Annotated in this window: 22 protein-coding genes and 1 other RNA gene; 18 read left to right on the forward strand and 5 right to left on the reverse strand. The window is 57.1% G+C overall.

Annotated features, from left to right (window positions below; translation table 11 throughout):
• The first annotated feature begins 5 nt into the window (after positions 1 to 5).
• Genes ACOTX2_RS12165 through ACOTX2_RS12175 form a run of 3 tightly spaced genes read left to right on the forward strand, consistent with a single transcriptional unit; the run spans position 6 to position 3,909 of the window.
• Entirely contained in the window at positions 6 to 776 is a 771-nt protein-coding gene (locus ACOTX2_RS12165; protein WP_023306904.1) for an aspartate dehydrogenase, read from the forward strand.
• Positions 777 to 785: 9 nt separating this feature from the next.
• On the forward strand, positions 786 to 2,255 hold the full coding sequence (locus ACOTX2_RS12170; RefSeq protein WP_063147408.1) for an aldehyde dehydrogenase: 1,470 nt from the start codon (positions 786 to 788) through the stop codon (positions 2,253 to 2,255).
• Between the two features lie 13 nt (positions 2,256 to 2,268).
• Positions 2,269 to 3,909: a thiamine pyrophosphate-binding protein gene (locus ACOTX2_RS12175; protein WP_063147409.1), complete on the forward strand. Its 1,641-nt coding sequence runs from the start codon at positions 2,269 to 2,271 to the stop codon at positions 3,907 to 3,909.
• 45 nt (positions 3,910 to 3,954) lie between these two features.
• On the opposite strand, the gene ACOTX2_RS12180 is transcribed toward ACOTX2_RS12175, so the two are convergent.
• Positions 3,955 to 4,713 carry a M48 family metallopeptidase gene (locus ACOTX2_RS12180; RefSeq protein WP_003860073.1) on the reverse strand — a complete coding sequence of 253 codons (759 nt, stop codon included), beginning with the start codon at positions 4,711 to 4,713 and terminating at the stop codon, positions 3,955 to 3,957.
• Between the two features lie 272 nt (positions 4,714 to 4,985).
• Here ACOTX2_RS12180 and tkt point away from each other — a divergent pair, with 272 nt between their 5' ends.
• From tkt to ACOTX2_RS12215, 7 genes are all read left to right on the forward strand, one after another.
• Positions 4,986 to 6,977 carry a transketolase gene (gene tkt, locus ACOTX2_RS12185; protein ID WP_041908344.1) on the forward strand — a complete coding sequence of 664 codons (1,992 nt, stop codon included), beginning with the start codon at positions 4,986 to 4,988 and terminating at the stop codon, positions 6,975 to 6,977.
• 355 nt (positions 6,978 to 7,332) lie between these two features.
• A complete protein-coding gene (gene epd / locus ACOTX2_RS12190) occupies positions 7,333 to 8,352 on the forward strand; it encodes an erythrose-4-phosphate dehydrogenase (protein ID WP_022649326.1) in 1,020 nt (339 codons plus the stop codon).
• Positions 8,353 to 8,401: 49 nt separating this feature from the next.
• On the forward strand, positions 8,402 to 9,565 hold the full coding sequence (gene pgk, locus ACOTX2_RS12195; protein ID WP_023298554.1) for a phosphoglycerate kinase: 1,164 nt from the start codon (positions 8,402 to 8,404) through the stop codon (positions 9,563 to 9,565).
• A gap of 92 nt (positions 9,566 to 9,657) precedes the next feature.
• Positions 9,658 to 10,737, forward strand: a complete 1,080-nt coding sequence (gene fbaA / locus ACOTX2_RS12200) for a class II fructose-bisphosphate aldolase (RefSeq protein WP_063147410.1) — start codon at positions 9,658 to 9,660, stop codon at positions 10,735 to 10,737.
• Between the two features lie 188 nt (positions 10,738 to 10,925).
• Positions 10,926 to 11,780 carry a small-conductance mechanosensitive channel MscS gene (locus ACOTX2_RS12205; protein WP_022649325.1) on the forward strand — a complete coding sequence of 285 codons (855 nt, stop codon included), beginning with the start codon at positions 10,926 to 10,928 and terminating at the stop codon, positions 11,778 to 11,780.
• 143 nt (positions 11,781 to 11,923) lie between these two features.
• Positions 11,924 to 12,559 (forward strand): arginine exporter ArgO, encoded by a 636-nt coding sequence (gene argO / locus ACOTX2_RS12210; protein WP_003860085.1) that lies wholly within the window; start codon positions 11,924 to 11,926, stop codon positions 12,557 to 12,559.
• 92 nt (positions 12,560 to 12,651) lie between these two features.
• On the forward strand, positions 12,652 to 13,374 hold the full coding sequence (locus tag ACOTX2_RS12215) for an oxidative stress defense protein (RefSeq protein ID WP_022649323.1): 723 nt from the start codon (positions 12,652 to 12,654) through the stop codon (positions 13,372 to 13,374).
• Between the two features lie 42 nt (positions 13,375 to 13,416).
• Here ACOTX2_RS12215 and argP read toward each other — a convergent pair whose 3' ends face one another.
• Positions 13,417 to 14,310, reverse strand: a complete 894-nt coding sequence (argP, locus tag ACOTX2_RS12220) for a DNA-binding transcriptional regulator ArgP (protein WP_003860089.1) — start codon at positions 14,308 to 14,310, stop codon at positions 13,417 to 13,419.
• Positions 14,311 to 14,437: 127 nt separating this feature from the next.
• On the opposite strand from argP, the gene rpiA reads away from it, so the two are divergent.
• Together rpiA and serA are read left to right on the forward strand one after the other, a co-directional pair.
• Positions 14,438 to 15,097, forward strand: coding sequence for a ribose-5-phosphate isomerase RpiA (rpiA, locus tag ACOTX2_RS12225; RefSeq protein WP_022649322.1), 660 nt, complete (start codon positions 14,438 to 14,440; stop codon positions 15,095 to 15,097).
• Between the two features lie 265 nt (positions 15,098 to 15,362).
• The gene (serA, locus tag ACOTX2_RS12230) at positions 15,363 to 16,595 is read left to right on the forward strand and encodes a phosphoglycerate dehydrogenase (RefSeq protein WP_022649321.1); all 1,233 of its coding nucleotides are present in this window, start codon (positions 15,363 to 15,365) and stop codon (positions 16,593 to 16,595) included.
• A 204-nt stretch (positions 16,596 to 16,799) separates the two neighbouring features.
• On the opposite strand, the gene ACOTX2_RS12235 is transcribed toward serA, so the two are convergent.
• From ACOTX2_RS12235 to zapA, 3 genes are all read right to left on the reverse strand, one after another.
• Positions 16,800 to 17,396: a 5-formyltetrahydrofolate cyclo-ligase gene (locus ACOTX2_RS12235; protein WP_063147411.1), complete on the reverse strand. Its 597-nt coding sequence runs from the start codon at positions 17,394 to 17,396 to the stop codon at positions 16,800 to 16,802.
• 24 nt (positions 17,397 to 17,420) lie between these two features.
• Positions 17,421 to 17,604, reverse strand: a non-coding RNA gene (gene ssrS / locus ACOTX2_RS12240) — 6S RNA.
• 41 nt (positions 17,605 to 17,645) lie between these two features.
• Complete coding sequence (zapA, locus tag ACOTX2_RS12245; protein WP_003860096.1) at positions 17,646 to 17,975, reverse strand: cell division protein ZapA; 330 nt, start codon at positions 17,973 to 17,975, stop codon at positions 17,646 to 17,648.
• Positions 17,976 to 18,142: 167 nt separating this feature from the next.
• Between zapA and ACOTX2_RS12250 the strand changes: the two genes are divergently transcribed.
• The 6 genes from ACOTX2_RS12250 to gcvH all read left to right on the forward strand — a co-directional run bounded on the left by ACOTX2_RS12250 (position 18,143) and on the right by gcvH (position 24,361).
• Positions 18,143 to 18,721, forward strand: a complete 579-nt coding sequence (locus ACOTX2_RS12250) for a YecA family protein (protein ID WP_133118987.1) — start codon at positions 18,143 to 18,145, stop codon at positions 18,719 to 18,721.
• Between the two features lie 31 nt (positions 18,722 to 18,752).
• Complete coding sequence (pepP, locus tag ACOTX2_RS12255; RefSeq protein WP_100148849.1) at positions 18,753 to 20,066, forward strand: Xaa-Pro aminopeptidase; 1,314 nt, start codon at positions 18,753 to 18,755, stop codon at positions 20,064 to 20,066.
• A complete protein-coding gene (gene ubiH, locus ACOTX2_RS12260) occupies positions 20,063 to 21,241 on the forward strand; it encodes a 2-octaprenyl-6-methoxyphenyl hydroxylase (RefSeq protein WP_063147412.1) in 1,179 nt (392 codons plus the stop codon). Before pepP ends, ubiH begins: the two co-directional genes overlap by 4 nt.
• A 12-nt stretch (positions 21,242 to 21,253) precedes the next feature.
• Complete coding sequence (gene ubiI / locus ACOTX2_RS12265; protein ID WP_022649317.1) at positions 21,254 to 22,456, forward strand: FAD-dependent 2-octaprenylphenol hydroxylase; 1,203 nt, start codon at positions 21,254 to 21,256, stop codon at positions 22,454 to 22,456.
• Positions 22,457 to 22,853: 397 nt separating this feature from the next.
• Positions 22,854 to 23,948: a glycine cleavage system aminomethyltransferase GcvT gene (gene gcvT, locus ACOTX2_RS12270; RefSeq protein ID WP_023298548.1), complete on the forward strand. Its 1,095-nt coding sequence runs from the start codon at positions 22,854 to 22,856 to the stop codon at positions 23,946 to 23,948.
• Between the two features lie 23 nt (positions 23,949 to 23,971).
• Positions 23,972 to 24,361 (forward strand): glycine cleavage system protein GcvH, encoded by a 390-nt coding sequence (gene gcvH, locus ACOTX2_RS12275; protein ID WP_006811885.1) that lies wholly within the window; start codon positions 23,972 to 23,974, stop codon positions 24,359 to 24,361.
• Positions 24,362 to 24,429: the final 68 nt, after the last annotated feature.

Raw genomic sequence — 24,429 nt, forward strand, 5'->3', positions numbered from 1 at the left:
GCATCATGAAAAAGGTAATGTTGATTGGTTTTGGTGCCATGGCGCAGGCGGTGATTGAGCGCCTGCCTGCCGGTGTGGCTATCGGCTGGATCGTGGCGCGCGCGTCTCACCATGCCGCCATTCACGACCAGTTTGGCGATGCGGTCGAGGCGCTGACGTCGCCAATGGCGTGCGCGCAAACGCCGGATCTGGTGCTGGAATGCGCCAGCCAGCAGGCGGTGGCCCAGTACGGGGAAGAGATCCTGCGTCGCGGCTGGCATCTGGCCGTCATTTCCACCGGCGCGCTGGCGGACAGCGCGCTGGAGCAGCGTCTGCTCGCCGCGGGCGGAAAACTGACTCTGCTTTCCGGTGCAGTGGCCGGTATCGACGGGCTGGCGGCAGCGAAAGAGGGTGGGCTTGAACGCGTCACCTATCAGTCGCGCAAAAGCCCGGCCAGCTGGCGCGGCAGCTATGCCGAGCAGCTTATCGATCTGAATTCAGTGGCTGAGGCAAAGGTCTTTTTTGAAGGCAGCGCTCGCGAGGCGGCGCGGCTGTTCCCGGCGAACGCCAACGTAGCGGCGACCGTGGCGCTCGGCGGCGTCGGGATGGATGACACCCGCGTGCAGCTGATGGTTGACCCGGCAACGAAACGTAACACCCACACGCTGCACGTCGAAGGGCTGTTTGGCGAATTCCATCTGGAGCTGAGCGGGCTGCCGCTGGCGTCTAACCCTAAAACCTCCACCCTGGCGGCACTGAGCGCGGTGCGCGCCTGCCGCGAACTGGCCCTGAGCTGAGGAGTGACGATGGACGATCTGAAGATTTTTATCGGCGGCCAGTGGCGACACGGCGGAGGTAACCCGATGCAGAGCCACTTCCCGGCAGACGGGTCGCTCAATGCGACGCTGAACGCCGCCAGTCTGGATGACCTGGAGGAGGCGGTAGACGCCGGAGAGCGCGCCTGGCGCGATCCCGCCTGGCGTAACAGCCTGCCGCACGTGCGGGCGAAGATCCTGCACAAGGTGGCGGATCTTATTGAATCCCGTGTGGATGAACTGGCGCAGATGCAGAGCCGGGATAACGGCAAGCCGCTGGCGGAAGCGTGCGGGCTGGTGATGAGCGCGGCGGGAACGGCGCGCTACTTTGCCGCCGCCTGCGAGCTGCTGGAGGGTGAACTTCCGACACCGCGCCAGCCGGATCTGCTGACGCTGAGCCGCTACGAGCCCCTTGGCGTGGTGGCGGCCATCACGCCGTGGAACTCGCCGATTGCCAGCGAAATGCAGAAGGTCGCACCGGCGATTGCCGCCGGGAACGCGGTGATCCTCAAGCCCGCCGAAGCCACGCCGCTGATGGCGCTGGAGTTGGCGCGGATTTTTGAACAGGCCGGGCTGCCCGCCGGGCTGCTGAGCGTGCTGCCGGGCAAAGGCTCGGTGATTGGCGATGCGCTGGCGCGTCATCCTCGCGTGCGCAAAATTTCCTTTACCGGCGGAACCACAACGGGCCGTCATCTGGCGCACGTGGCGGCGGAAAAACTGATCCCGGCCTCGCTGGAGCTGGGCGGCAAATCGCCGACTATCGTGCTGGAGGATGCCGATATCGAACAGGCGGCGCGCGGGATCTGCTACGGCATTTTCAGCTCGGCGGGGCAGGCGTGCATCGCCGGATCGCGGCTGTTTATCCACGAGAGTATTTATGCCCCGCTGATGGCGAGGCTGCTGGAATTAACTCGCGGGCTGCGCGTCGGGCATCCGTTTACCGACGGCGTCCATGTAGGACCGCTGATCGGCGAAAAACATCGCCAGAGCGTGATCGAGTACGTCGAACTGGCGAAGCGGGAAGGGGGCCGCGTGCTGTGCGGCGGCGAGATCCCCGCCGATCCCGCTCTGGCAAACGGCAGCTTCTTCCAGCCAACCATTATCGAAGGGCTACACAACAGCGCCCGCGCATGTCAGGAAGAGATCTTCGGCCCGGTGCTGGTGGCGATGCCGTTTCGCGATGAAGCGGCGCTTATTCGCGAGGCGAACGACTCGGTTTACGGCCTGGCGGCGGGGATCTGGACGCGCGATACCGGGCGCGCCCTGCGTCTCAGCGAGCAGCTGGAGGCAGGCACGGTGTGGATCAACACCTACAAAGTTTTTGCGATTTCGACCCCGTTCGGGGGCTTTAAAGAGAGCGGTCTGGGCCGTGAGAAGGGTATCCAGGGGCTGAAAGCCTGGATGCAACAAAAGAGCATTTATCTGGCGACGGGTAACAGCGTCAACCACTGGTGCGACTGAGAAAGGGTGAGCAATGAGCGAAATGATAACCGTCGGCGACGCCATCGCCAGAACGCTGGAGCAGTATCAGGTTGAGGCTATCTACGGCGTCATCTCCATTCACAACCTGCCGATAGCGGATGCGGTTGGGCAGCGGGGCAATATCCGCTTTGTACCCGCGCGCGGTGAAGCCGGTTCCGTCACCATGGCCGATGCTCACGGGCGCTTTTCCGGCCTCGGCGTGGCGCTGACCAGCACCGGCGCGGGGGCCGGGAACGCGGTAGGCGCGCTGGTGGAAGCGATGAATGCCTGCACGCCGCTGCTGCATTTAACCGGGCAGGTAGAGAAAGCCTGGCTGGACGCCGACACCGGGTTTATCCATGAAACCCGCGACCAGCTGACCTTCCTGAAGGCCAGCTCAAAACGGGCGTACCGTATCAGCAATACGAATCAGGCGATAGCCATTCTGCATAAAGCCATCCAGGACGCGCAGACCCCGCCGTGCGGACCGGTCTCGGTGGAAATCCCGATTGATATTCAGGGCGCCAAAATTCCGCTGTCGCTGGTAACCGCCCCGGTAAAACCGGCATCGGTTCCAGCCGTGGATACCGGGATGGTTGACGCGCTGTGGGCGCAGCTCAAACAGGCGAAACAGCCGCTGCTGTGGCTGGGCGGCGGGGCGCTGGGAAGCGCTGAGGCGGTGAAAAAACTGGCGGATGCGGGCATCACCGTGATTTCCAGCACCCACGCGCGCGGCGTGCTGCCGGACGACCACCGCGCCAGCCTGCGGGCGTTCCACAACTCGCCGTCGGTGGAGGCGCTGATTGCGCAGTGTGATTTTACGCTGGTCGCCGGTTCACGTCTGCGCAGCAACGAAACCCGCTCCTGGACGCTTGAGCTGCCGTCCCCGCGCGTGCAGATTGATATCGACCCGGCGGCAGCCAGCCGTAACTACTTGATGGATAGCACGTTGATAGCCGATTGTTCCGCGGTGCTTGGCGCGCTGGCTGAAAAAGTGCAGGGCCGCGAGTGGGGCAACGCGCAGTGGGATATGCAGGTGCAGCAGGCGGTCGGGCAAGCTGAGCAGGGGCTGCGCGAGCAGTGCGGCGCCTATGCGAAGCTTAACGACGCCATAGAAAAAGCCCTGCCGAAAGACGGCCTGCTGGTGCGCGATATCACCGTGTCCGGCAGCCTGTGGGGTAGCCGCCTGTTCAGGGCTAACGGTCCGCTGCTGAACATTCACTCCCTCGCCGGGGCGATTGGTATGGGACTGCCGATGGCCATCGGCACCGCGATTGCTAACCCGCAGCGCAGGGTGGTGGGACTGGTGGGCGACGGCGGCCTGAGCCTGAATTTAGGCGAGCTGGCGACGCTGGCGCAGGAGAAAGCCAACGTGACGCTGCTCATCATGAACGACGGGGGCTACGGCGTAATGCGCGGTATTCAGGATAAATATTTTGGCGGGCGTCAGTATTATAACGAACTGCATACACCGGACTTTACCCTGCTGGCGCAGGCGATTGGGCTACAGGCCTGGAGCGTTGAGCGGGCCGAGGATTTTGATGCGGTGATGACGGAAGCGCTGGCGATGCCGGGGCCGTCGGTGGTTGAGGTGCGGATGGGGCAGATTGGCGCCCTTAAGTTTGCCGGGCCGCCACAGAAAACGCTGTACTGATTGAGCCTTGTTGCCCGGTAGCGCGGCGCGCACCGGGCCGAAGTTTTATTTAATTCCGTCTGCCGCCATGCGGTCACGGATATGCTGCGCGCGTTCAACGGAGGCCGGGTGATCGTCAAACATGGAGCTTTGACGGCCTTCCTCCAGTTTCGCCAGTTTTTCGAAGCTGGTGGCTAAACCCGATGGATTGATGCCGCGTTTGCGCAACAGATCGTAAGAGTAGTCATCCGCTTCCGACTCCTGACGTTGGGAGAACTGGGAGTTAACCAGTTTCTCACCCACGTCGCCCAGCTGCGACTGGGACAGGCTGCCGACAATGCCGCCCGCAGAGGCCGCCGCAGCACGCACGGCATTGGTGCCCAGCGCAACCTGCATCCCTTTCTTCACGTGACCGAGAGCAACGTGACCCATTTCATGGCCGATCACCGCTTCCACTTCGTTGTCGGTCATCATGTCCATCAGGCCGCTGTAAACGCGGATACAGCCGTTAGCCATCGCGAAGGCGTTTACGTCTTTCGCCATATACACCTTGTAGTTCACCGGCTGACCGTTAATGTTGTCGCCCAGCGCGGAAGCAATCTTGTTCAGACGCTGCGTGTAGGTGCTGTTTGCCGGGGCAAGCGTAGCTTTTCCATCCATATCCTTACAGGCCTCGTCGCTCAGCGCTTTCACCTGCGCATCGCTCAATGAGTAGGCCTGAAAAGCTTCTGCGCCTGAGGTCATCAGGCCGTTAGAATCCATATTCTGACAGCCGCTTAGCAGGAGCGTTGTTCCCACAGCCAGCCCAATTGCACGCATTTTCATGATGTTGCTTCCGTACTCGTTAATCTGAATTAATTCCGAAAAATGCACCGTCAACGAAGCCGGTGTCGGGCTAAGTATAAGGAATATCTACAGGGGCGGGCGAGTAGATTGCGCAACATGCGAGCATGATCCAGAGATTTCTTAAGCTGCAAAAGAATGGTCCATGTACATGCCCTGCGGCTTGGGTTACATTGTTGGCACTTTTTTCCGGCGTAGCCCAAAACGCGCTGTCGTCAAGGGCATGGCCTTTAACAGTCCGATCTGGAGTTAAAATGTCCTCACGTAAAGAGCTTGCTAATGCTATTCGTGCGCTGAGCATGGACGCAGTACAGAAAGCCAAATCCGGCCACCCGGGCGCCCCTATGGGCATGGCTGACATCGCCGAAGTCCTGTGGCGTGATTTCCTTAACCACAACCCGCAGAACCCGGCATGGGCAGACCGCGACCGTTTCGTGCTGTCTAACGGCCATGGCTCTATGCTGATCTACAGCCTGCTGCACCTCACTGGCTACGATCTGCCAATCGAAGAGCTGAAAAACTTCCGTCAGCTGCACTCCAAAACTCCAGGTCACCCGGAAGTGGGCTACACCGCTGGCGTTGAAACCACTACCGGTCCGCTGGGTCAGGGCATTGCGAATGCCGTGGGTATGGCGATTGCTGAGAAGACCCTGGCGGCACAGTTCAACCGTCCTGGCCACGACATCGTTGACCACTTCACCTATGCGTTCCTGGGCGACGGCTGCATGATGGAAGGCATTTCTCACGAAGTGTGCTCCCTGGCAGGCACCCTGAAGCTGGGTAAACTGGTTGCGTTCTACGACGACAACGGCATCTCCATCGACGGTCACGTTGAAGGCTGGTTCACTGACGACACCGCCGCACGTTTCGAAGCCTACGGCTGGCACGTTGTGCGCGGCGTTGATGGCCACGATGCTGACTCGATTAAACGTGCCGTAGAAGAAGCGCGCGCCGTGACCGACAAACCGTCCCTGCTGATGTGCAAAACCATCATCGGCTTCGGTTCTCCGAACAAAGCGGGCACTCACGACTCCCACGGCGCACCACTGGGCGACGCGGAAATCGCACTGACCCGTGAAGCGCTTGGCTGGAAACACCCTGCCTTCGAAATCCCATCAGAAATCTACGCGCAGTGGGATGCGAAAGAAGTGGGCCAGGCGAAAGAAGCAGCCTGGAACGAGAAGTTCGCGGCTTACGCGAAAGCCTTCCCACAGGAAGCGGCTGAATTCACCCGTCGTATGAAAGGCGACATGCCGTCTGACTTCGACGCGAAAGCGAACGAGTTCATCGCGAAGTTGCAGGCGAACCCGTCTAAAATCGCCAGCCGTAAAGCGTCTCAGAATGCGATCGAAGCGTTTGGTCCTCTGCTTCCAGAATTCCTCGGCGGCTCCGCTGACCTGGCGCCATCTAACCTGACCCTGTGGTCTGGCTCTAAGCCAATCAACGAAGACACTGCCGGTAACTACATCCATTATGGTGTACGTGAATTCGGTATGACTGCGATTGCCAACGGTATCGCTCTGCACGGTGGTTTCCTGCCGTACACCTCTACCTTCCTGATGTTCGTAGAATATGCACGTAACGCCGTGCGTATGGCTGCGCTGATGAAACAGCGTCAGGTGATGGTCTACACCCACGACTCCATCGGTCTGGGCGAAGATGGTCCAACTCACCAGCCGGTAGAGCAGGTGGCTTCCCTGCGCGTGACCCCGAACATGAGCACATGGCGTCCATGTGACCAGGTTGAATCTGCGGTGGCGTGGAAATACGGCGTTGAGCGTCAGGACGGCCCGACCGCGCTGATCCTCTCCCGTCAGAACCTGGCGCAGCAGGAACGTACCCCAGAGCAGCTGGCAAACATCGCCCGCGGTGGTTACGTGCTGAAAGATTGCGCGGGCCAGCCTGAGCTGATCTTTATCGCGACCGGTTCTGAAGTTGAACTGGCCGTTGCCGCATGGGAAAAACTGACTGCTGAAGGCGTGAAAGCGCGCGTGGTTTCCATGCCGTCTACCGATGCGTTCGACAAGCAGGATGCCGCGTACCGCGAATCTGTACTGCCTAAAGCGGTCTCCGCTCGCGTGGCAGTGGAAGCGGGTATCGCTGATTACTGGTTCAAATACGTGGGTCTGAACGGCGCTATCGTCGGTATGACCACGTTTGGTGAGTCTGCGCCAGCTGAACAGCTGTTTGAAGAGTTCGGCTTCACCGTTGAGAACGTTGTCGCTAAGGCGAAAGAACTGCTGTAACTGCCGTTTTGCCCGGTGGCGCTAACGCTTACCGGGCCTACAAATGGCATAAAATGTAGGCCGGGTAAGCGTTAGCGCCGCCCGGCTTTTTGTATGCACGATTCCTCAGACATGTAACTGCTCTGTAAATTATTCCACCGAAAATGTGATGCAAGTCATATAGCTCGCTTATTCATCTGGACAGAGATTCCTTTTATTCCCCGATTCGCTTATTCTTGCTGAAGCGTTTCAGTCGATTAAATGTTCGACAATTGACCAATCAATCGCAGTTTGTGACAGCAAGGATTCCCCTTCGGGCGTCGCTGGATTACTCTTTCAGCCACCTCAAACTCAGGGATAGCTTTGCAGGAGATCTATGACCGTACGCGTAGCGATTAATGGCTTCGGTCGCATCGGGCGCAACGTGGTTCGTGCTTTATATGAATCCGGGCGTCGTGCGGAAATCACCGTGGTGGCAATCAATGAACTGGCGGATGCTGCGGGCATGGCGCATTTGTTGAAATATGACACCAGCCACGGTCGCTTCGCCTGGGACGTTCGCCAGGAAAGGGAACAGCTGTTCGTCGGTGACGATGCCATCCGCGTGCTGCATGAGAACAGTATTGAAGAGCTGCCCTGGCGCGAACTGGGTGTGGATGTGGTGCTGGACTGTACCGGCGTGTACGGTAACCGTGAACATGGCGAAGCGCATCTGAATGCTGGCGCGAAAAAAGTGCTGTTCTCCCATCCCGGCAGTCACGACCTCGACGCCACCGTCGTGTTTGGTGTCAACCAGCACGAGCTGCAGGCTGAACACCGCATTGTCTCCAACGCCTCCTGTACCACCAACTGCATTATTCCGGTCATTAAACTGTTAGACGATGCGTATGGCATTGAATCCGGTACCGTGACCACGATTCACTCCGCCATGCATGATCAGCAGGTTATCGACGCCTACCATCCGGATTTACGACGCACTCGCGCGGCGAGCCAGTCCATCATTCCGGTGGATACGAAACTGGCTGCAGGGATCACGCGTATTTTCCCGCAGTTTAACGACCGTTTCGAAGCGATTGCCGTGCGCGTCCCGACGATAAACGTCACCGCAATCGATCTTAGCGTGACGGTGAAAAAACCGGTAAAAGCCTGTGAAGTCAACCTGTTGCTGCAAAAAGCGGCACAGGGAGCATTTCATGGTATAGTTGACTATACGGAATTACCGTTAGTCTCAGTAGATTTTAACCACGACCCGCACAGCGCCATCGTGGATGGCACGCAGACGCGAGTCAGTGGTGCGCACCTCATCAAGACGCTGGTCTGGTGTGATAACGAATGGGGCTTTGCTAACCGAATGCTCGACACCACGTTAGCCATGGCCGCAAAAGGTTTCAGGTAGAGCGCACCTTGCGCTTGCAAAACTTTAAGAATCAACGAGAGGATTCACCATGTCTGTAATTAAGATGACCGATCTGGATCTGGCAGGTAAACGCGTTTTCATCCGTGCCGATCTGAACGTACCGGTTAAAGATGGCAAAGTGACCAGCGACGCGCGTATCCGTGCATCTCTGCCAACCATTGAACTGGCTCTGAAGCAGGGCGCTAAAGTGATGGTCACCTCCCACCTGGGCCGTCCAACTGAAGGCGAGTACAACGAAGAGTTCTCTCTGCTGCCGGTTGTTAATTACCTGAAAGACAAACTGTCCAACCCGGTTCGCCTGGTGAAAGATTACCTGGACGGCGTGGAAGTTGCCGAAGGTGAGCTGGTTGTTCTGGAAAACGTTCGCTTCAACAAAGGCGAAAAGAAAGACGACGAAACCCTGTCCAAAAAATACGCTGCGCTGTGCGACGTATTCGTGATGGATGCATTCGGTACGGCTCACCGTGCGCAGGCTTCTACCCACGGTATCGGTAAATTCGCAGACGTCGCCTGTGCAGGTCCACTGCTGGCTGATGAACTGGAAGCGCTGGGTAAAGCACTGAAAGAACCTGCTCGTCCTATGGTCGCTATCGTTGGTGGTTCTAAAGTTTCTACCAAACTGACCGTTCTGGATTCCCTGTCCAAAATCGCTGACCAGCTGATCGTTGGCGGTGGTATCGCGAACACCTTCGTTGCTGCGCAAGGCCACAACGTGGGTAAATCCCTTTACGAAGCGGATCTGGTTGACGAAGCCAAACGCCTGCTGAGCACCTGTGATATCCCGGTTCCAACTGACGTTCGCGTGGCGACCGAGTTCTCCGAAACTGCTACCGCAACCCTTAAATCTGTTAATGACATCAAAGATGAAGAGCAGATTCTGGACCTGGGCGACGTTTCTGCACAGAAACTGGCTGAAATCCTGAAAAACGCAAAAACTATCCTGTGGAACGGTCCTGTCGGCGTGTTCGAATTCCCGAACTTCCGCAAAGGGACTGAAATCGTGGCTAACGCTATCGCAGACAGCGAAGCGTTCTCTATCGCAGGCGGTGGTGACACCCTGGCAGCTATCGACCTGTTCGGTATCGCTGACAAGATCTCCTACATCTCCACTGGTGGCGGCGCATTCCTCGAATTCGTGGAAGGCAAAGTCCTGCCAGCAGTAGCAATGCTCGAAGAGCGCGCTAAGAAGTAAGCCATTCAGGGGCAGGGAAACCTGCCCAATTTTCAGCGCGCTTATCAGAGCTCGCACCTTTTCTAACGGCCGAAGATACAGGACTAAGCAACATGTCTAAAATTTTTGATTTCGTAAAACCTGGCGTTATCACTGGTGATGACGTACAGAAAGTGTTCCAGGTAGCTAAAGAAAACAACTTCGCTCTGCCAGCAGTTAACTGCGTAGGTACCGACTCCATCAATGCCGTACTGGAAACCGCTGCAAAAGTTAAAGCACCGGTTATCGTTCAGTTCTCTAACGGCGGCGCTGCGTTCATCGCAGGTAAAGGCGTGAAAACTGACGTTCCTCAGGGCGCTGCTATCCTGGGTGCTATCTCTGGCGCACATCATGTTCACCAGATGGCTGATCACTACGGTGTTCCGGTTATCCTGCACACTGACCACTGCGCGAAAAAACTGCTGCCATGGATCGACGGTCTGCTGGACGCAGGTGAAAAACACTTCGCAGCAACCGGTAAGCCACTGTTCTCTTCTCACATGATCGACCTGTCCGAAGAGTCTCTGGAAGAAAACATCGAGATCTGCTCTAAGTACCTGGCGCGTATGTCCAAAATGGGCATGACCCTGGAAATCGAACTGGGTTGCACCGGCGGTGAAGAAGACGGTGTGGACAACAGCCACATGGACGCTTCTGCTCTGTACACTCAGCCAGAAGACGTTGATTACGCTTACACCGAGCTGAGCAAAATCAGCCCACGCTTCACCATCGCAGCATCCTTCGGTAACGTGCATGGCGTGTACAAGCCAGGTAACGTGGTTCTGACCCCGACCATCCTGCGTGATTCTCAGGAATATGTGTCTAAGAAACACAACCTGCCGCACAACAGCCTGAACTTCGTCTTCCACGGCGGTTCCGGTTCTTCTGCTCAGGAAATCAAAGATTCCGTAAGCTACGGCGTAGTGAAAATGAACATCGATACCGACACCCAGTGGGCAACCTGGGACGGTATCCTGCAATACTACAAAACCAACGAAGCTTACCTGCAAGGTCAGCTGGGCAACCCGAAAGGCGAAGACCAGCCGAACAAGAAATACTACGATCCACGCGTATGGCTGCGCGCTGCCCAGACTTCTATGATTACTCGTCTGGAGCAGGCTTTCAAAGAACTGAACGCGGTTGACGTTCTGTAATTTGTACTGCTGACAGCACATCAGAAGGCCCGCAAATGCGGGCCTTTTTTTATGCTTTTTCAATATCCTGCAATACCTGATTTTGTGATCTGTTTGGCATTACCCGCTCTTTTTGTTTACCCTTTACTGACCTGCCTGTCCCCTTAAGGGATAGATTTTGTGTTTTGGTTTAGCAAAAGGAAGAATAAATGGAACAACTTGATGTTGTAGACAGCATCAATCACGCGGGTAACTGGCTGGTGCGCAACCAGGCGCTACTGCTGAGCTACGCTGTGAATATTGTTGCCGCTATTGCCATCATCATTGTCGGGATGATCGTGGCGCGTATCGTATCGAACGCGGTCAACCGGGTGATGGTTGCACGTCACATTGACGCCACGGTCGCCGATTTCCTCTCCGCGCTGGTGCGTTACGGCATCATCGCCTTTACGCTGATTGCGGCGCTGGGGCGTGTCGGCGTGCAGACGGCATCCGTCATCGCTGTGCTCGGTGCTGCCGGTCTGGCCATTGGTCTGGCATTACAGGGTTCGCTGTCGAACCTGGCGGCGGGCGTACTGCTGGTAACCTTCCGTCCGTTCCGTTCCGGTGAATACGTGGATTTAGGCGGGATCGCGGGTACCGTGTTGCAGGTACAGATTTTCTCTACCACTCTGCGTACTGTCGACGGTCGTATTGTGGTGGTACCGAACGGGAAAATCATTGCCGGCAATATCATTAACTTCTCCCGCGAGCCGGTGCGTCGTAACGAGCTGATCATCAGCGTGGCGTACGATTCCGATATCGATCAGGTGAAGTCTCTGATTACCAACATCATTGCTTCAGATGACCGTATTCTGAAGGACCGCGAGCAGACCGTTCGTCTGAATGAACTGGGCGCATCATCCATTAATTTTGTGGTGCGCATCTGGAGCAAAAGCAGCGATCTGCAAAACGTATACTGGGATGTGCTGGAGCGCATTAAGCGTGACTTCGATGCCAACGGCATCAGCTTCCCGTACCCGCAGATGGATGTAAACGTCAAAAAAGTCAAAGAAGCAGAGTAACGTCTCCGTAGGCCCGGTAAGCATCAGCGACACCGGGCTTTTCTTTTATTAGCCCCGCTAATCCCCAATTAATATTATCCATTTCCTCTAATGTCGTTCCCGCAGTATAGTCTGCCCCAGGACAACTCTGCGAGAATTACGTTATGTTATCTTACTATTTTCAAGGGCTTGCGTTAGGTGCGGCCATGATCCTTCCCCTTGGTCCACAAAATGCGTTCGTGATGAATCAGGGCATCCGCCGTCAGTACCATCTGATGATTGCCTTGCTGTGCGCCGTGAGCGATCTGCTGCTGATTTGCGCCGGGATTTTTGGCGGCAGCGCCCTGTTGATGCAGTCGCCGTGGCTGCTGGCGCTGGTTACCTGGGGCGGCGTAGCGTTTCTGCTGTGGTACGGGTTTGGCGCCCTGAAAACGGCCATGAGCAGCAATCTTGAGCTGGCGAGCGCCGAAGTGATGAAGCAAGGGCGCTGGAAGATTATCGTCACCATGCTCGCCGTGACATGGCTTAACCCGCACGTTTATCTTGATACGTTCGTGGTGCTCGGCAGCCTGGGTGGACAGCTGGACGTTGAGCCCAAACGCTGGTTTGCGCTCGGTACGGTCAGCGCCTCCTTCCTCTGGTTCTTTGGTCTTGCGATCCTGGCGGCGTGGCTGGCGCCACGACTGCGTACCGCCAAAGCGCAGCGCATTATCAATACCCTGGTGGGGCTGGTGATGTGGTTTATTGCCTTCCAGCTGGCGAAAGAGGGCATTCATCACGTACAGGGATTGTTCAACTAAGCGTTGTCTTATGGACATCTGAACAAGACCCGCTAAGCTTGCTGGCATGAGCCCTGTTAACAGGGCACTCTTCGCAACATGGAGGAATGACAGTGAAGTTTAAGGTGATGGCCCTGGCGGCATTAGTAAGTTTAGGTGCGGTGTCGGTGCAGGCGAATGAACTGCCAAACGGCCCGCACATTGTCACTTCAGGTACGGCAAGCGTGGATGCGGTACCGGATGTTGCAACCCTGGCAATTGAAGTGAACGTGGCGGCGAAAGATGCTGCTTCCGCCAAGAAACAGGCAGACGATCGTGTTGCGCAATACCTCTCTTTCCTGGAACAGAACGGTGTCGCGAAAAAAGACATCAGCTCTGCGAACCTGCGTACTCAACCGGATTACGATTACCAGAACGGCAAAAGCATCCTGAAAGGCTATCGCGCCGTGCGTACTGTAGAAGTGACCGTGCGCCAGCTTGATAAGCTCAACGGATTGCTGGATGGTGCGCTGAAGGCAGGGCTGAACGAAATTCGCTCCGTCTCGCTGGGCGTTGCGCAACCGGAGAAGTATAAAGACGAAGCGCGTAAAGCGGCGATTGATGATGCCATTCATCAGGCACAGCAGCTGGCATCCGGCTTCAAGAGCAAGCTCGGTCCGGTTTACAGCGTGCGTTACCACGTCTCAAACTACCAGCCAAGCCCGATGGTGCGGATGATGAAAGCGGATGCCGCGCCGGTTTCTGCTCAGGAAACCTACGAGCAGCCAACCATTCAGTTCGACGATCAGGTTGATGTGGTGTTCCAGCTGGAGCCGACTGAAAAGCCAGCTCAGTAACCCGTAGGCCGGGTAAGGCGAAGCCGCCACCCGGCTTGTTTTTCAATCCTGTCTTAACACCTTATGCCCAAACGCCAGCAGCGCGTCGGTGACGTTGCGCATCATGCGGCTTTCAGGCGCAAAACGGTGCCAGTACAACATCCGGCGCTGATACAGCCCCGGAGTTAAATCAATCAGCTCACCGCTTTTCAACTCTTTCTCAATCTGCAGATGCGGGATCATGCAGCAGGTGGTTCCCTGACGTGCAAGCTGCACGAAGGCTTCGGACGAGTTAACGATATGACACGGCACGCTGCCCGGCGGCAGATCGAAGTTTTGCTGCAGGAAGGCCTGATGCATATCGTCCAGATGGTCGAACGCGACGGCAGGGGCTTTTAGCAGCGCGGCGCGGGTCACACCGTTCGGGAAATAGCGCTCGGCAAAGGCTTTTGAACCGACGAAGAGGTAATCCAGCGCGCCCAACTGATCCACCAGACAGCTTGGCAGCGCCTGAGGCTGAATACTGACGGCACCAACCACTTCGCCGCGACGCAGACGTTCCTGGGTGCGGGTTTCATCTTCAACCTGGAGATTCAGGCGGATAGGGGAGTCGGCCAGCACCGGCGCAAGGGCCGGCAGCAGCCAGGTTGCCAGACTGTCGGCGTTCACCGCCAGCGACAGCAGCAGCGGCGTGGAGCCGGTCTGTTCATCGCCCAGCCACTCATCTTCCAGCAGTTCAACCTGACGTAGCAGGGCGAGGAGCTTTTGTCCTTGCTCCGTTGGACGCGGCGGTACGGTACGCACCAGCAGCGGCTGCCCGAACATATTTTCAAGCTGTTTGATACGCTGTGATACGGCGGACTGGGTGATGCACAGCTTTTGCGCCGCGCGCTCAAAACCGCGTTCACGAATAACTGCATCAAGTGCCTGTAGTGTTCTGTAGTCCGGACGTTTCATTGCTCTGGCTGACTCCTTAATTTTGCTTAATCTGCACTATGACACAATTTTCCCTTCGTGGCAGACGAAATCCATTCGACGTGTTCTATAATGCGCCCTGAGTTTTCACACCACAGGCAAAACGATCATGACGCAGGATGAACTGAAAAAAGCAGTAGGATGGGCCGCTCTCCAGTACGTACAGCCGGGTACCATTGTCGGTGTTGGTACGGGGTCGACGGCGGCGCACTTTATCGATGCGCTGGGCACGATGAAGGGGCAAATCGAGGGCGCGGTTTCGAGCTCCGATGCTTCCACGGAAAAGCTGAAAAGCCTCGGCATCACTGTTTTCGACCTCAACGAAGTGGACCGTCTGGGCATTTACGTTGATGGCGCGGATGAAATCAACGGCCACATGCAGATGATCAAAGGCGGTGGCGCGGCGCTGACCCGTGAAAAAATCATTGCCTCCGTGGCGGATAAGTTCATCTGCATCGCGGACGCCTCCAAGCAGGTCGACATTCTGGGGAGTTTCCCGCTGCCGGTCGAAGTGATCCCGATGGCGCGCAGTGCCGTGGCACGTCAACTGGTGAAGCTGGGTGGTCGTCCGGAATACCGTCAGGGTGTGGTGACCGACAACGGCAACGTGATCCTCGACGTTCACGGCCTTGAGATCCTCGATGCCATTGCGCTGGAAAATGCGATCAACGGCATTCCGGGCGTCGTTACAGTAGGGTTATTTGCCAACCGTGGCGCGGATGTGGCGCTGATCGGCACGGCTGACGGTGTAAAAACCATCGTAAAATGATCTGACGGGGGGAGCGCTCCCCCCGCTAAAAAATTTTGAAAAGCTAAATTCGGTGACTTGTGTCACGTTTTTCCGCCTCTTTTGCCGATCCTTCCGCGTTTGTAAATTTCCATAGCATTTTCCTCTGTCATTTTGCTCTGTATGACTTTTCTTCAGAGTGCCGACGCAAACGTTCATATTGCTGCAATAGTTTTTTTTGATATGTTGGCTGCACGGGATTTATATCCAGCACAACATCAGTTCAGATAAAAACAGGGTCGGGTAAATGGCAAAGGTATCACTGGAGAAAGACAAGATTAAATTCCTGCTGGTTGAAGGCGTGCACCAGAAAGCGCTCGATAGCCTTCGCGCTGCAGGTTACACCAACATCGAATTTCACAAAGGCGCGCTGGATACTGAAGAGCTGAAAGCGTCCATCCGTGATGCCCATTTCATTGGCCTGCGATCCCGTACCCAACTGACTGAAGACGTTATTGCTGCGGCGGAAAAGCTGGTGGCGATTGGCTGTTTCTGTATCGGTACCAACCAGGTTGATCTGAATGCCGCCGCAAAACGCGGTATCCCGGTCTTTAACGCCCCGTTCTCCAACACCCGTTCCGTGGCGGAGCTGGTGATTGGCGAGCTGCTGCTACTCCTTCGCGGTATTCCGGAAGCTAACGCCAAAGCGCACCGCGGCGTGTGGAATAAACTGGCCGCGGGCTCCTACGAAGCGCGTGGTAAAAAACTCGGGATTATTGGTTACGGCCACATCGGTACGCAGCTCGGTATTCTGGCGGAATCCCTTGGCATGCACGTGTTTTTCTACGATATCGAAAACAAACTGCCGCTGGGTAACGCGACGCAGGTGCAGCATCTTTCTGACCTGCTGAACATGAGCGACGTGGTCAGCCTGCACGTGCCGGAAAATGCGTCCACCAAAAACATGATGGGAGCGGAAGAGCTGGCGCTGATGAAGCCGGGCTCACTGCTGATCAACGCCGCGCGCGGTACAGTGGTCGATATTCCTGCGCTGTGCGATGCGCTGAAGCGTAAGCATCTGGCGGGTGCGGCGATTGACGTGTTCCCGACGGAACCGGCCACCAACAGCGATCCGTTCACCTCTCCACTGTGCGAGTTCGACAACGTGATCCTGACGCCGCATATCGGGGGTTCTACTCAGGAAGCGCAGGAGAATATCGGCCTGGAAGTGGCGGGCAAGCTGAGCAAATATTCCGACAACGGTTCAACGCTCTCTGCGGTGAACTTCCCGGAAGTGTCTCTGCCGCTACACGGCGGGCGTCGTCTGCTGCACATTCACGAAAACCGTCCGGGCGTGCTGACTGCTATCAACCAGATCTTTGCCGAACAGGGCGTCAACATTGCCGCGCAGTATCTGCAAACGAACGCGCAGATGGGTTATGTGGTGATTGATATTGAAGCGGATGAAGACATTGCCGAGAAAGCATTGCAGAGCATGAAGGCCATTCCGGGGACGATTCGCGCGCGTCTGCTGTACTGATAGTGCGGTCTGTGGTGTCGGGTGGCGCTTACGCTTACCCGACCTACAATGTTCGTGCGGTCTGTGTGTCGGGTAGCGCTCACGCTTACCCGACCTACAATGTTCGTGCGGTCTGTGTGTCGGGTGGCGCTCACGCTTACCCGACCTACAATGTTCGAGGATTTATGTAGGCCGGGTAAGGCGTAGCCGCCACCCGGCTTTGTTCTACCAGGTCCAGGTTTTACTGGGCGTCACCACCGCCGGCAACGGCACATCCCATTTCTCCACGGGTAATGCCTCCACGCCCTGACAATCATGCCCATAGCCCACCGGCTGCAATCCGTACTGCTGCCAGTTTTGTAGCGTTCTGTCGTAAAAACCACCGCCCATTCCCAGGCGCTGTCCCTGCTCGTCAAACGCCACCAGCGGCGTAATCAGCACATCCAGTTCAGATAGCGGCAGCACATCGCGCACGTCGAGTTTGGGTTCGGTGATTTTCAGACGATTCACCACCAGCTCGCTGTGCGGATGGTAGTGCAGAAACAGCAGATTGCCCCGGCTAAAGGGATGCAGCACCGGCAGATAAACTTTTTTCCCGGCGCGCCAGAGCTGGTCGATAAGTGGTTGGGTATCCAGCTCACCATCAAACGAAAGAAACAGGGCGACGGTGTTTGCCATCACCACAGGCGGATAGGCCATCATACGGGCGGCGGCCTGCTGGGCAAACTGTGCCTGTTGTTCGGCGCTTAAGGCACGACGACGCTGGCGAATGAGCTGACGGATATCCTGGCGTGAAGCAGAAACTTCAGGGAATTGAGTCATGGTTGTTGGTAGAAGAAGAGAGAGGGAATCTCCGAGATGCCGCCGCAGGCTGTAACCCTTGAACCCTTGGTTCAAGGTGAATGTGTCGTCATAGTTTTAAGGCTTCTCGGACGGACCGAGCATGCTCACCAACCATGGAGCGCCACATTCTTGTGGTATGAAATATCGGCTCAGGGGACTGGCCCGCTTGCAAACATCTCAGAGAAATTTTGTCTTCACAGTTACTCTACCATAGTCAACTGAGAAGTGTTATTCAAACTTTGGTCCCGGTCTTTCAGGACTGCGACCTTGATCAAGCAATGCCTGTTCAATGGTCTGCTGGAGCATTTTAATGCGCTGCTCCATGCTTGCCGCGTAATCGCGGGTCTTCGCTTTTTCCTGAGTCAGTTCATAGCTGATGTTCAACGCGGCGATGAAAACCAGCTGCTCAGTATTTGTGACTCTAGTGCGTTCTTTTAGATCTTGCAACCGCTGATTCAAATCGTCCGCAGCCTGATTCAAAGCATCCCTTTGTTCAGGCGGACAATTCACTCGCAGTGAACGGCCAAAAATCTGGAGATCGACGGGTTGTGCAGACATGCCACCTTCCTGCTGATTGACTGCGCTGCCTTCGCTTACTGCCCCGGGGGCTGCGAAGGGGCGACACTATAGCTACCCTGATGTGAAGATACAAGCCCTTTTCTGGTATCACCAGGGTCCAAAGTGGTAGCATATCATGAATATCCTCCCTTTGATGACGAATGCGTATGTCTATACAGAACGAAATGCCTGGTTACAAGGATTTAAACCAGTTACTGAACCAGCAGGGAGTCGGTCTAACCCCTGCCGAAATGCACGGTCTGATCAGCGGCATACTGTGCGGCGGAAACAGTGACAGCTCATGGCAGCCGCTGATCCACGACCTCACCAACGAAGGGCTGGCGTTTGGCCACGAACTGGCGGAAGCGCTGCGTAAAATACACGCCGCAACCAGCGATTCCCTGGAAGACGATGGCTTTCTTTTTCAGCTTTATCTGCCTGAAGGCGACGATGTCAGCGTCTTCGATCGCGCTGATGCGCTCGCGGGTTGGGTAAACCACTATCTTCTTGGCCTGGGCGTAACCCAGCCTAAACTGGATAAAGTGACCGGCGAAGCGGGTGAAGCCATCGACGATCTGCGCAACATCGCCCAGCTCGGCTACGATGAAGACGAAGACCAGGAAGAGCTGGAGATGTCTCTCGAAGAGATTATCGAGTACGTGCGCGTGGCGTCTCTGCTGTGCCACGACAATTTTACGCGCTCGCAGCCGACCGCGCCGGAAGTTCGCAAGCCAACATTACACTAAGAAAAATAACGCACAGGAGGGTGTCATGGTTATCTCCAGTCAAGAGTATTCTCGCCGTCGTCAGGCGCTGCTGGCAAAAATGCAGCCGGGAAGCGCTGCCCTGATTTTCGCCGCGCCGGAAGTGACGCGCAGCGCCGACAGCGAATACCCCTATCGCCAGAGCAGCGATTTCTGGTACTTCACCGGGTTTAACGAGCCGGAAGCGGTACTGGTGCTGATTAAAAGCAATGACACCCACAACCACAGCGTGATTTTTAACCGCGTGCGCGATCTGACCGCGGAAATCTGGTTTGGTCGCCGCTTAGGGCAGGAGGCGGCGCCGGAAAAACTGGGCGTGGACCGCGCGCTGGCCTACAGCGAAATCAACCAGCAGCTCTATCAATTGCTCAACGGCCTGGACGTGCTCTATCACGCGCAGGGTGAATACGCGTATGCGGATGAGATTGTTTTCACTGCGCTGGATAAGCTGCGTAAAGGCTCACGTCAGAATTTGTCTGCACCCGCAACCCTGACAGACTGGCGACCGGTGGTGCATGAGATGCGCCTGTTTAAGTCTGAAGAAGAGCTGAACGTGATGCGCCGCGCGGGCGAAATCAGCGCCCTGGCGCATACCCGCGCCATGGAAAAGTGCCGTCCCGGTATGTTCGAGTACCAGCTTGAAGGGGAAATTCACCATGAATTTAACCGTCACGGCGCGCGCTTCCCGTCCTATAACACCATCGTAGGCGGCGGGGAAAACGGCTGCATTCTGCACTACACCGAAAACGAAAGTGCACTGCGCGACGGCGATCTGGTGCTGATTGACGCCGGCTGTGAATATCAGGGTTACGCGGGCGACATCACCCGTACCTTCCCGGTGAACGGTAAATTCACCCCAGCGCAGCGTGAAATCTATGACATCGTGCTTGAGTCTCTGGAGACCGCGCTGACGCTGTTCCGCCCTGGCACCTCCATCCAGGAGGTTACGGGCGAGGTGGTGCGCATCATGATTACCGGGCTGGTGAAGGTTGGCATTCTGAAAGGCGATGTGGACACCCTTATAACCGAAAACGCCCATCGCCCGTACTTTATGCATGGCCTGAGCCACTGGCTGGGGCTGGATGTGCATGACGTGGGGGCATACGGTCCGGAACGTTCGCGCGTGCTGGAGCCTGGCATGGTGCTGACCGTTGAGCCGGGGCTGTACATCGCGCCGGATGCCGACGTGCCGGAACAGTACCGCGGGATCGGCATTCGTATTGAAGATGACATCGTCATCACCGAAACCGGTAACGAAAACCTGACCGCGACCGTGGTGAAAAAAGCCGATGACATCGAGGCGCTGATGGCGGCGGCACGCGGATGAGCGTAATCATCGTTGGCGGAGGCATGACCGGCGCTACTCTGGCGCTGGCTATTTCGCGGTTAACCCAGGGCCAGCTTCCGGTGCATCTGGTTGAGGCGGTCGCGCCGCAGGCGACCGATCATCCCGGTTTCGACGCCCGCGCTATCGCGCTGGCGCAGGGAACCTGTCAGCAGCTTGCGCGTATTGGGATCTGGCAGGTGATAGCGGATTGCGCAACGGCGATCGGCACCGTTCACGTCAGCGATCGCGGGCACGCCGGGTTTGTGACGCTGGATGCCCACGATTACCGGATCGAGGCGCTGGGGCAGGTTGTCGAGCTGCATGACGTAGGGCTGCGGCTGTTCCGTCTGTTACAGGACGCGCCTGGCGTCACGCTGCACTGTCCGGCGCGCGTCGCCAGCTTTAGCCGCCGTGACGAAGCCGTCAGCGTGACGCTGGACAACGGCACCATGCTGGAGGGGGAACTGCTGGTGGCGGCGGATGGTTCACGCTCCGCGATCGCCACGCAGTGCGGCGTCGAATTGCGCTCTGAACCCTATGGGCAGGTGGCGGTCATCGCTAACGTCTCTACGGCTGGCACGCATAACGGCAGGGCATTTGAGCGCTTCACGGAGCACGGCCCGCTGGCCATGCTGCCGATGTCGAACGGGCGCTGCTCGCTGGTGTGGTGCCATGCGCAGGACCGGGCCGATGAGGTTCTCTCCTGGTCCGACGAACGTTTTAGTTCCGAGCTGCAAAAAGCCTTCGGCTGGCGGCTTGGGCGTATCACCCAGGCCGGAAAACGCGTGGCCTATCCGCTCGCGCTGACGACCGCATCGCAGACTGTCTCCCATCGCGTCGCCCTGGTCGGCAACGCCGCGCAGACGCTGCACCCCATCGCCGGGCAAGGCTTTAACCTTGGCCTGCGCGACGTGATGAGCCTGGCTGAGCTACTGGCGCAGACGTGGAGCGAACAACAGGATTGTGGCGCATACTCAGTGCTGAGCCATTACCAGAAACGACGTCAGGCGGACAAAGCGGCGACCATTGGCGTTACCGACGGTTTAGTCCACCTGTTTGCCAATCGCTGGGCACCGCTGGTTGCGGGTCGCAACCTTGGGCTGATGGCGATGGAACTGTTCATTCCGGCACGTGACGTGCTGGCGCAGCGGACCCTGGGTTGGGTCGCGCGTTAAGGAGTAATCACCGTGCAAAATGTTGATGTCGCCATTGTCGGCGGCGGAATGGTAGGACTGGCGCTGGCCTGTGGTTTACAGGGCAGCGGCCTACGCGTGGCGGTGCTTGAGCAAAACGCGCCGCAGCCCGTGGCGCAGGATGCACCGCCGGAGCTGCGCGTCTCGGCGATCAATGCCGCCAGCGAAAAGCTACTGACGCACCTTGGCGTCTGGTCTGAAATCGTGGCGCTGCGTGCCAGCTGTTACCATGGCATGGAAGTGTGGGATAAAGACAGCTTCGGCCATATCGCGTTTGACGATGAAAGCATGGGCTACAGCCACCTTGGGCACATCGTTGAAAACGCGGTGATCCACCACGCGCTGTGGCAAAAAGCGCAGCAGTGCAGTGACGTCACGCTGATCGCACCGGCGAAACTTCAGCAGGTGGCGTGGGGCGAAAACGACGCGTTTATCACTCTTGAAAGCGGCGACATGCTGACCGCGCGGCTGGTAGTGGGTGCCGACGGCGCCAATTCCTGGCTGCGTAACAAAGCGGATATTCCGCTGACCTTCTGGGATTACCGTCATCACGCCCTGGTTGCCACAATCCGCACCGAAGAGCCGCATGGCGGCGTGGCGCGCCAGATTTTCCACAATGATGGCATTCTGGCCTTCCTGCCGCTTGCCGATCCGCATCTCTGCTCCATCGTCTGGTCTTTAGAGCCGGAGAAAGCGCAGCAGATGCAGGAGGCGACGCCGGACGCCTTTAATCAGGCGCTATGCGTGGCGTTTGATAACCGTCTGGGCCTGTGCACGCTTGAAAGCGAACGCCAGGCGTTTCCGTTAACCGGTCGCTACGCGCGTCAGTTTGCGGCGCACCGTCTGGCGTTGGTGGGGGATGCGGCGCATACGATTCATCCGCTGGCCGGGCAGGGGGTGAACCTCGGCTTTATGGACGCGGCCGAGCTGGTTGAAGAGCTGCGTCGTCTGCATCGGGAAGGTAAAGATATTGGTCAGCATCTGTATCTGCGTCGCTACGAGCGCAGCCGCAAACACAGTGCGGCGATGATGCTGGCGGGTATGCAGGGCTTCCGCGAGCTATTTGCCGGAGCGAACCCGGCGAAAAAACTGCTGCGCGATATCGGCCTCAAACTGGCCGACACCCTTCCCGGCGTCAAACCGCAGCTTCTTCGTCAGGCAATGGGCCTTAACGATCTTCCCGACTGGTTACGTTAATCTCGATCCCCGTCACACTTTATTTTCCCGGCCTTCGCGCCGGGGAAATCTCCTCGTTTGAAATAATCTAATTTCACGTCATTTTTCGCATTAGAAAATCTAATCTTACTATTTTTATGTTACGGAAATTCGGCCCGTTTTTCCGCACGAAATATCACCATCTGCTAAATCCTGTTAGCTCGATGTTAATTTTATGCGGGTTTAATCGCATTTTACCAGTGAATAACTCTGTAGGCTTTTCAGCGATTTTTGGTCATAAGCTAATGTGATGACCCGTTTTACCTTATGGTTAACCGCCGGTTTCGGTGGTAAGTTCAGGTAAAAGAGAACGTTTGCGTCGGCCCCCGATCGCGAGGTCGACACCGGGTTTCACGGTGAATTTTTCAACGAGGAAAAGATGGCTCAACAGACTCCTTTGTACGAACAGCACGTGTTATGCGGCGCCCGCATGGTGGACTTCCACGGCTGGATGATGCCGCTGCACTACGGCTCGCAGATTGATGAGCACCACGCGGTGCGCACCGATGCCGGTATGTTCGACGTGTCTCATATGACGATTGTCGACCTGCGCGGAAGCCGCACCCGGGAGTTTTTGCGTTATCTGCTGGCAAACGACGTCGCCAAACTAAAAACGCCGGGCAAAGCGCTCTATACCGGCATGCTTAATGCCTCTGGCGGCGTGATTGACGACCTCATCGTCTACTACTTCACCGAAGATTTCTTCCGCCTCGTTGTAAACTCCGCCACCCGCGAAAAAGACCTCTCCTGGATTTCCCAACACGCTGAACCTTACGCCATCGACATCACCGTTCGTGACGATCTGTCGCTGATTGCGGTGCAGGGGCCAAACGCCCAGGCGAAATCCGCGTCTCTGTTCAGCGACGAGCAGCGCAAAGCAACCGAAGGCATGAAGCCGTTCTTCGGCGTGCAGGCGGGGGATCTGTTTATCGCCACCACCGGCTACACCGGTGAAGCGGGCTACGAAATTGCAATGCCAAACGAAAAGGCCGCCGATTTCTGGCGTGCGCTGGTGGAGGCGGGTGTGAAGCCTGCGGGCCTGGGCGCGCGCGATACGCTGCGTCTGGAAGCGGGGATGAACCTCTACGGTCAGGAGATGGACGAAGGCGTCTCACCGCTGGCGGCCAACATGGGCTGGACCATCGCGTGGGAACCGGCTGACCGTGATTTTATTGGCCGTGAAGCGCTGGAGATGCAGCGCGAGAAGGGCACTGAACAGCTGGTTGGCCTGGTGATGAAAGAAAAAGGCGTTCTGCGCGGCGAGCTGCCGGTGCGCTTCACCGATGCCGATGGCAATCATCGCGAAGGCGTGATCACCAGCGGAACGTTCTCCCCGACGCTCGGCTACAGTATTGCACTGGCACGCGTGCCAGCGGGGATTGGCGAAACGGCGGTGGTGCAGATCCGCAACCGCGAAATGCCGGTCAACGTGACCAAACCGATTTTTGTTCGCGCCGGTAAGCCGGTCGCCTAACTATTTTTATCAGGAGAACTTCAATGAGCAATGTGCCAGCAGAACTGAAATACAGCAAAGAACACGAGTGGCTGCGCAAAGAGGCGGACGGCACTTACACCGTTGGGATCACCGAGCACGCGCAGGAACTGCTGGGCGACATGGTGTTTGTTGACCTGCCGGAAGTGGGCGCAACCGTGAGCGCAGGCGACGACTGTGCGGTGGCGGAATCCGTTAAAGCGGCCTCTGACATCTACGCTCCGGTGAGCGGTGAAATTGTTGCCGTGAACGACGCGCTGAGCGACTCCCCGGAGCTGGTGAACAGCGAGCCTTATGAAGGCGGCTGGATCTTTAAGATCAAAGCCAGCGACGAAGCGCAGGTTGCCGCGCTGCTGGATGCGACCGCGTACGAAGCACTACTGGAAGACGAATAACGTTGTGCCGGATGGCGCTGCGCTTATCCGGCCTACAGATCTACGTAGGCCCGGTAAGCGTTAGCGCC

The organism is Enterobacter cloacae complex sp. IR5412, from assembly GCF_049237385.1.
In the GTDB taxonomy this organism is placed as follows: Bacteria; Pseudomonadota; Gammaproteobacteria; order Enterobacterales; family Enterobacteriaceae; genus Enterobacter; species Enterobacter intestinihominis.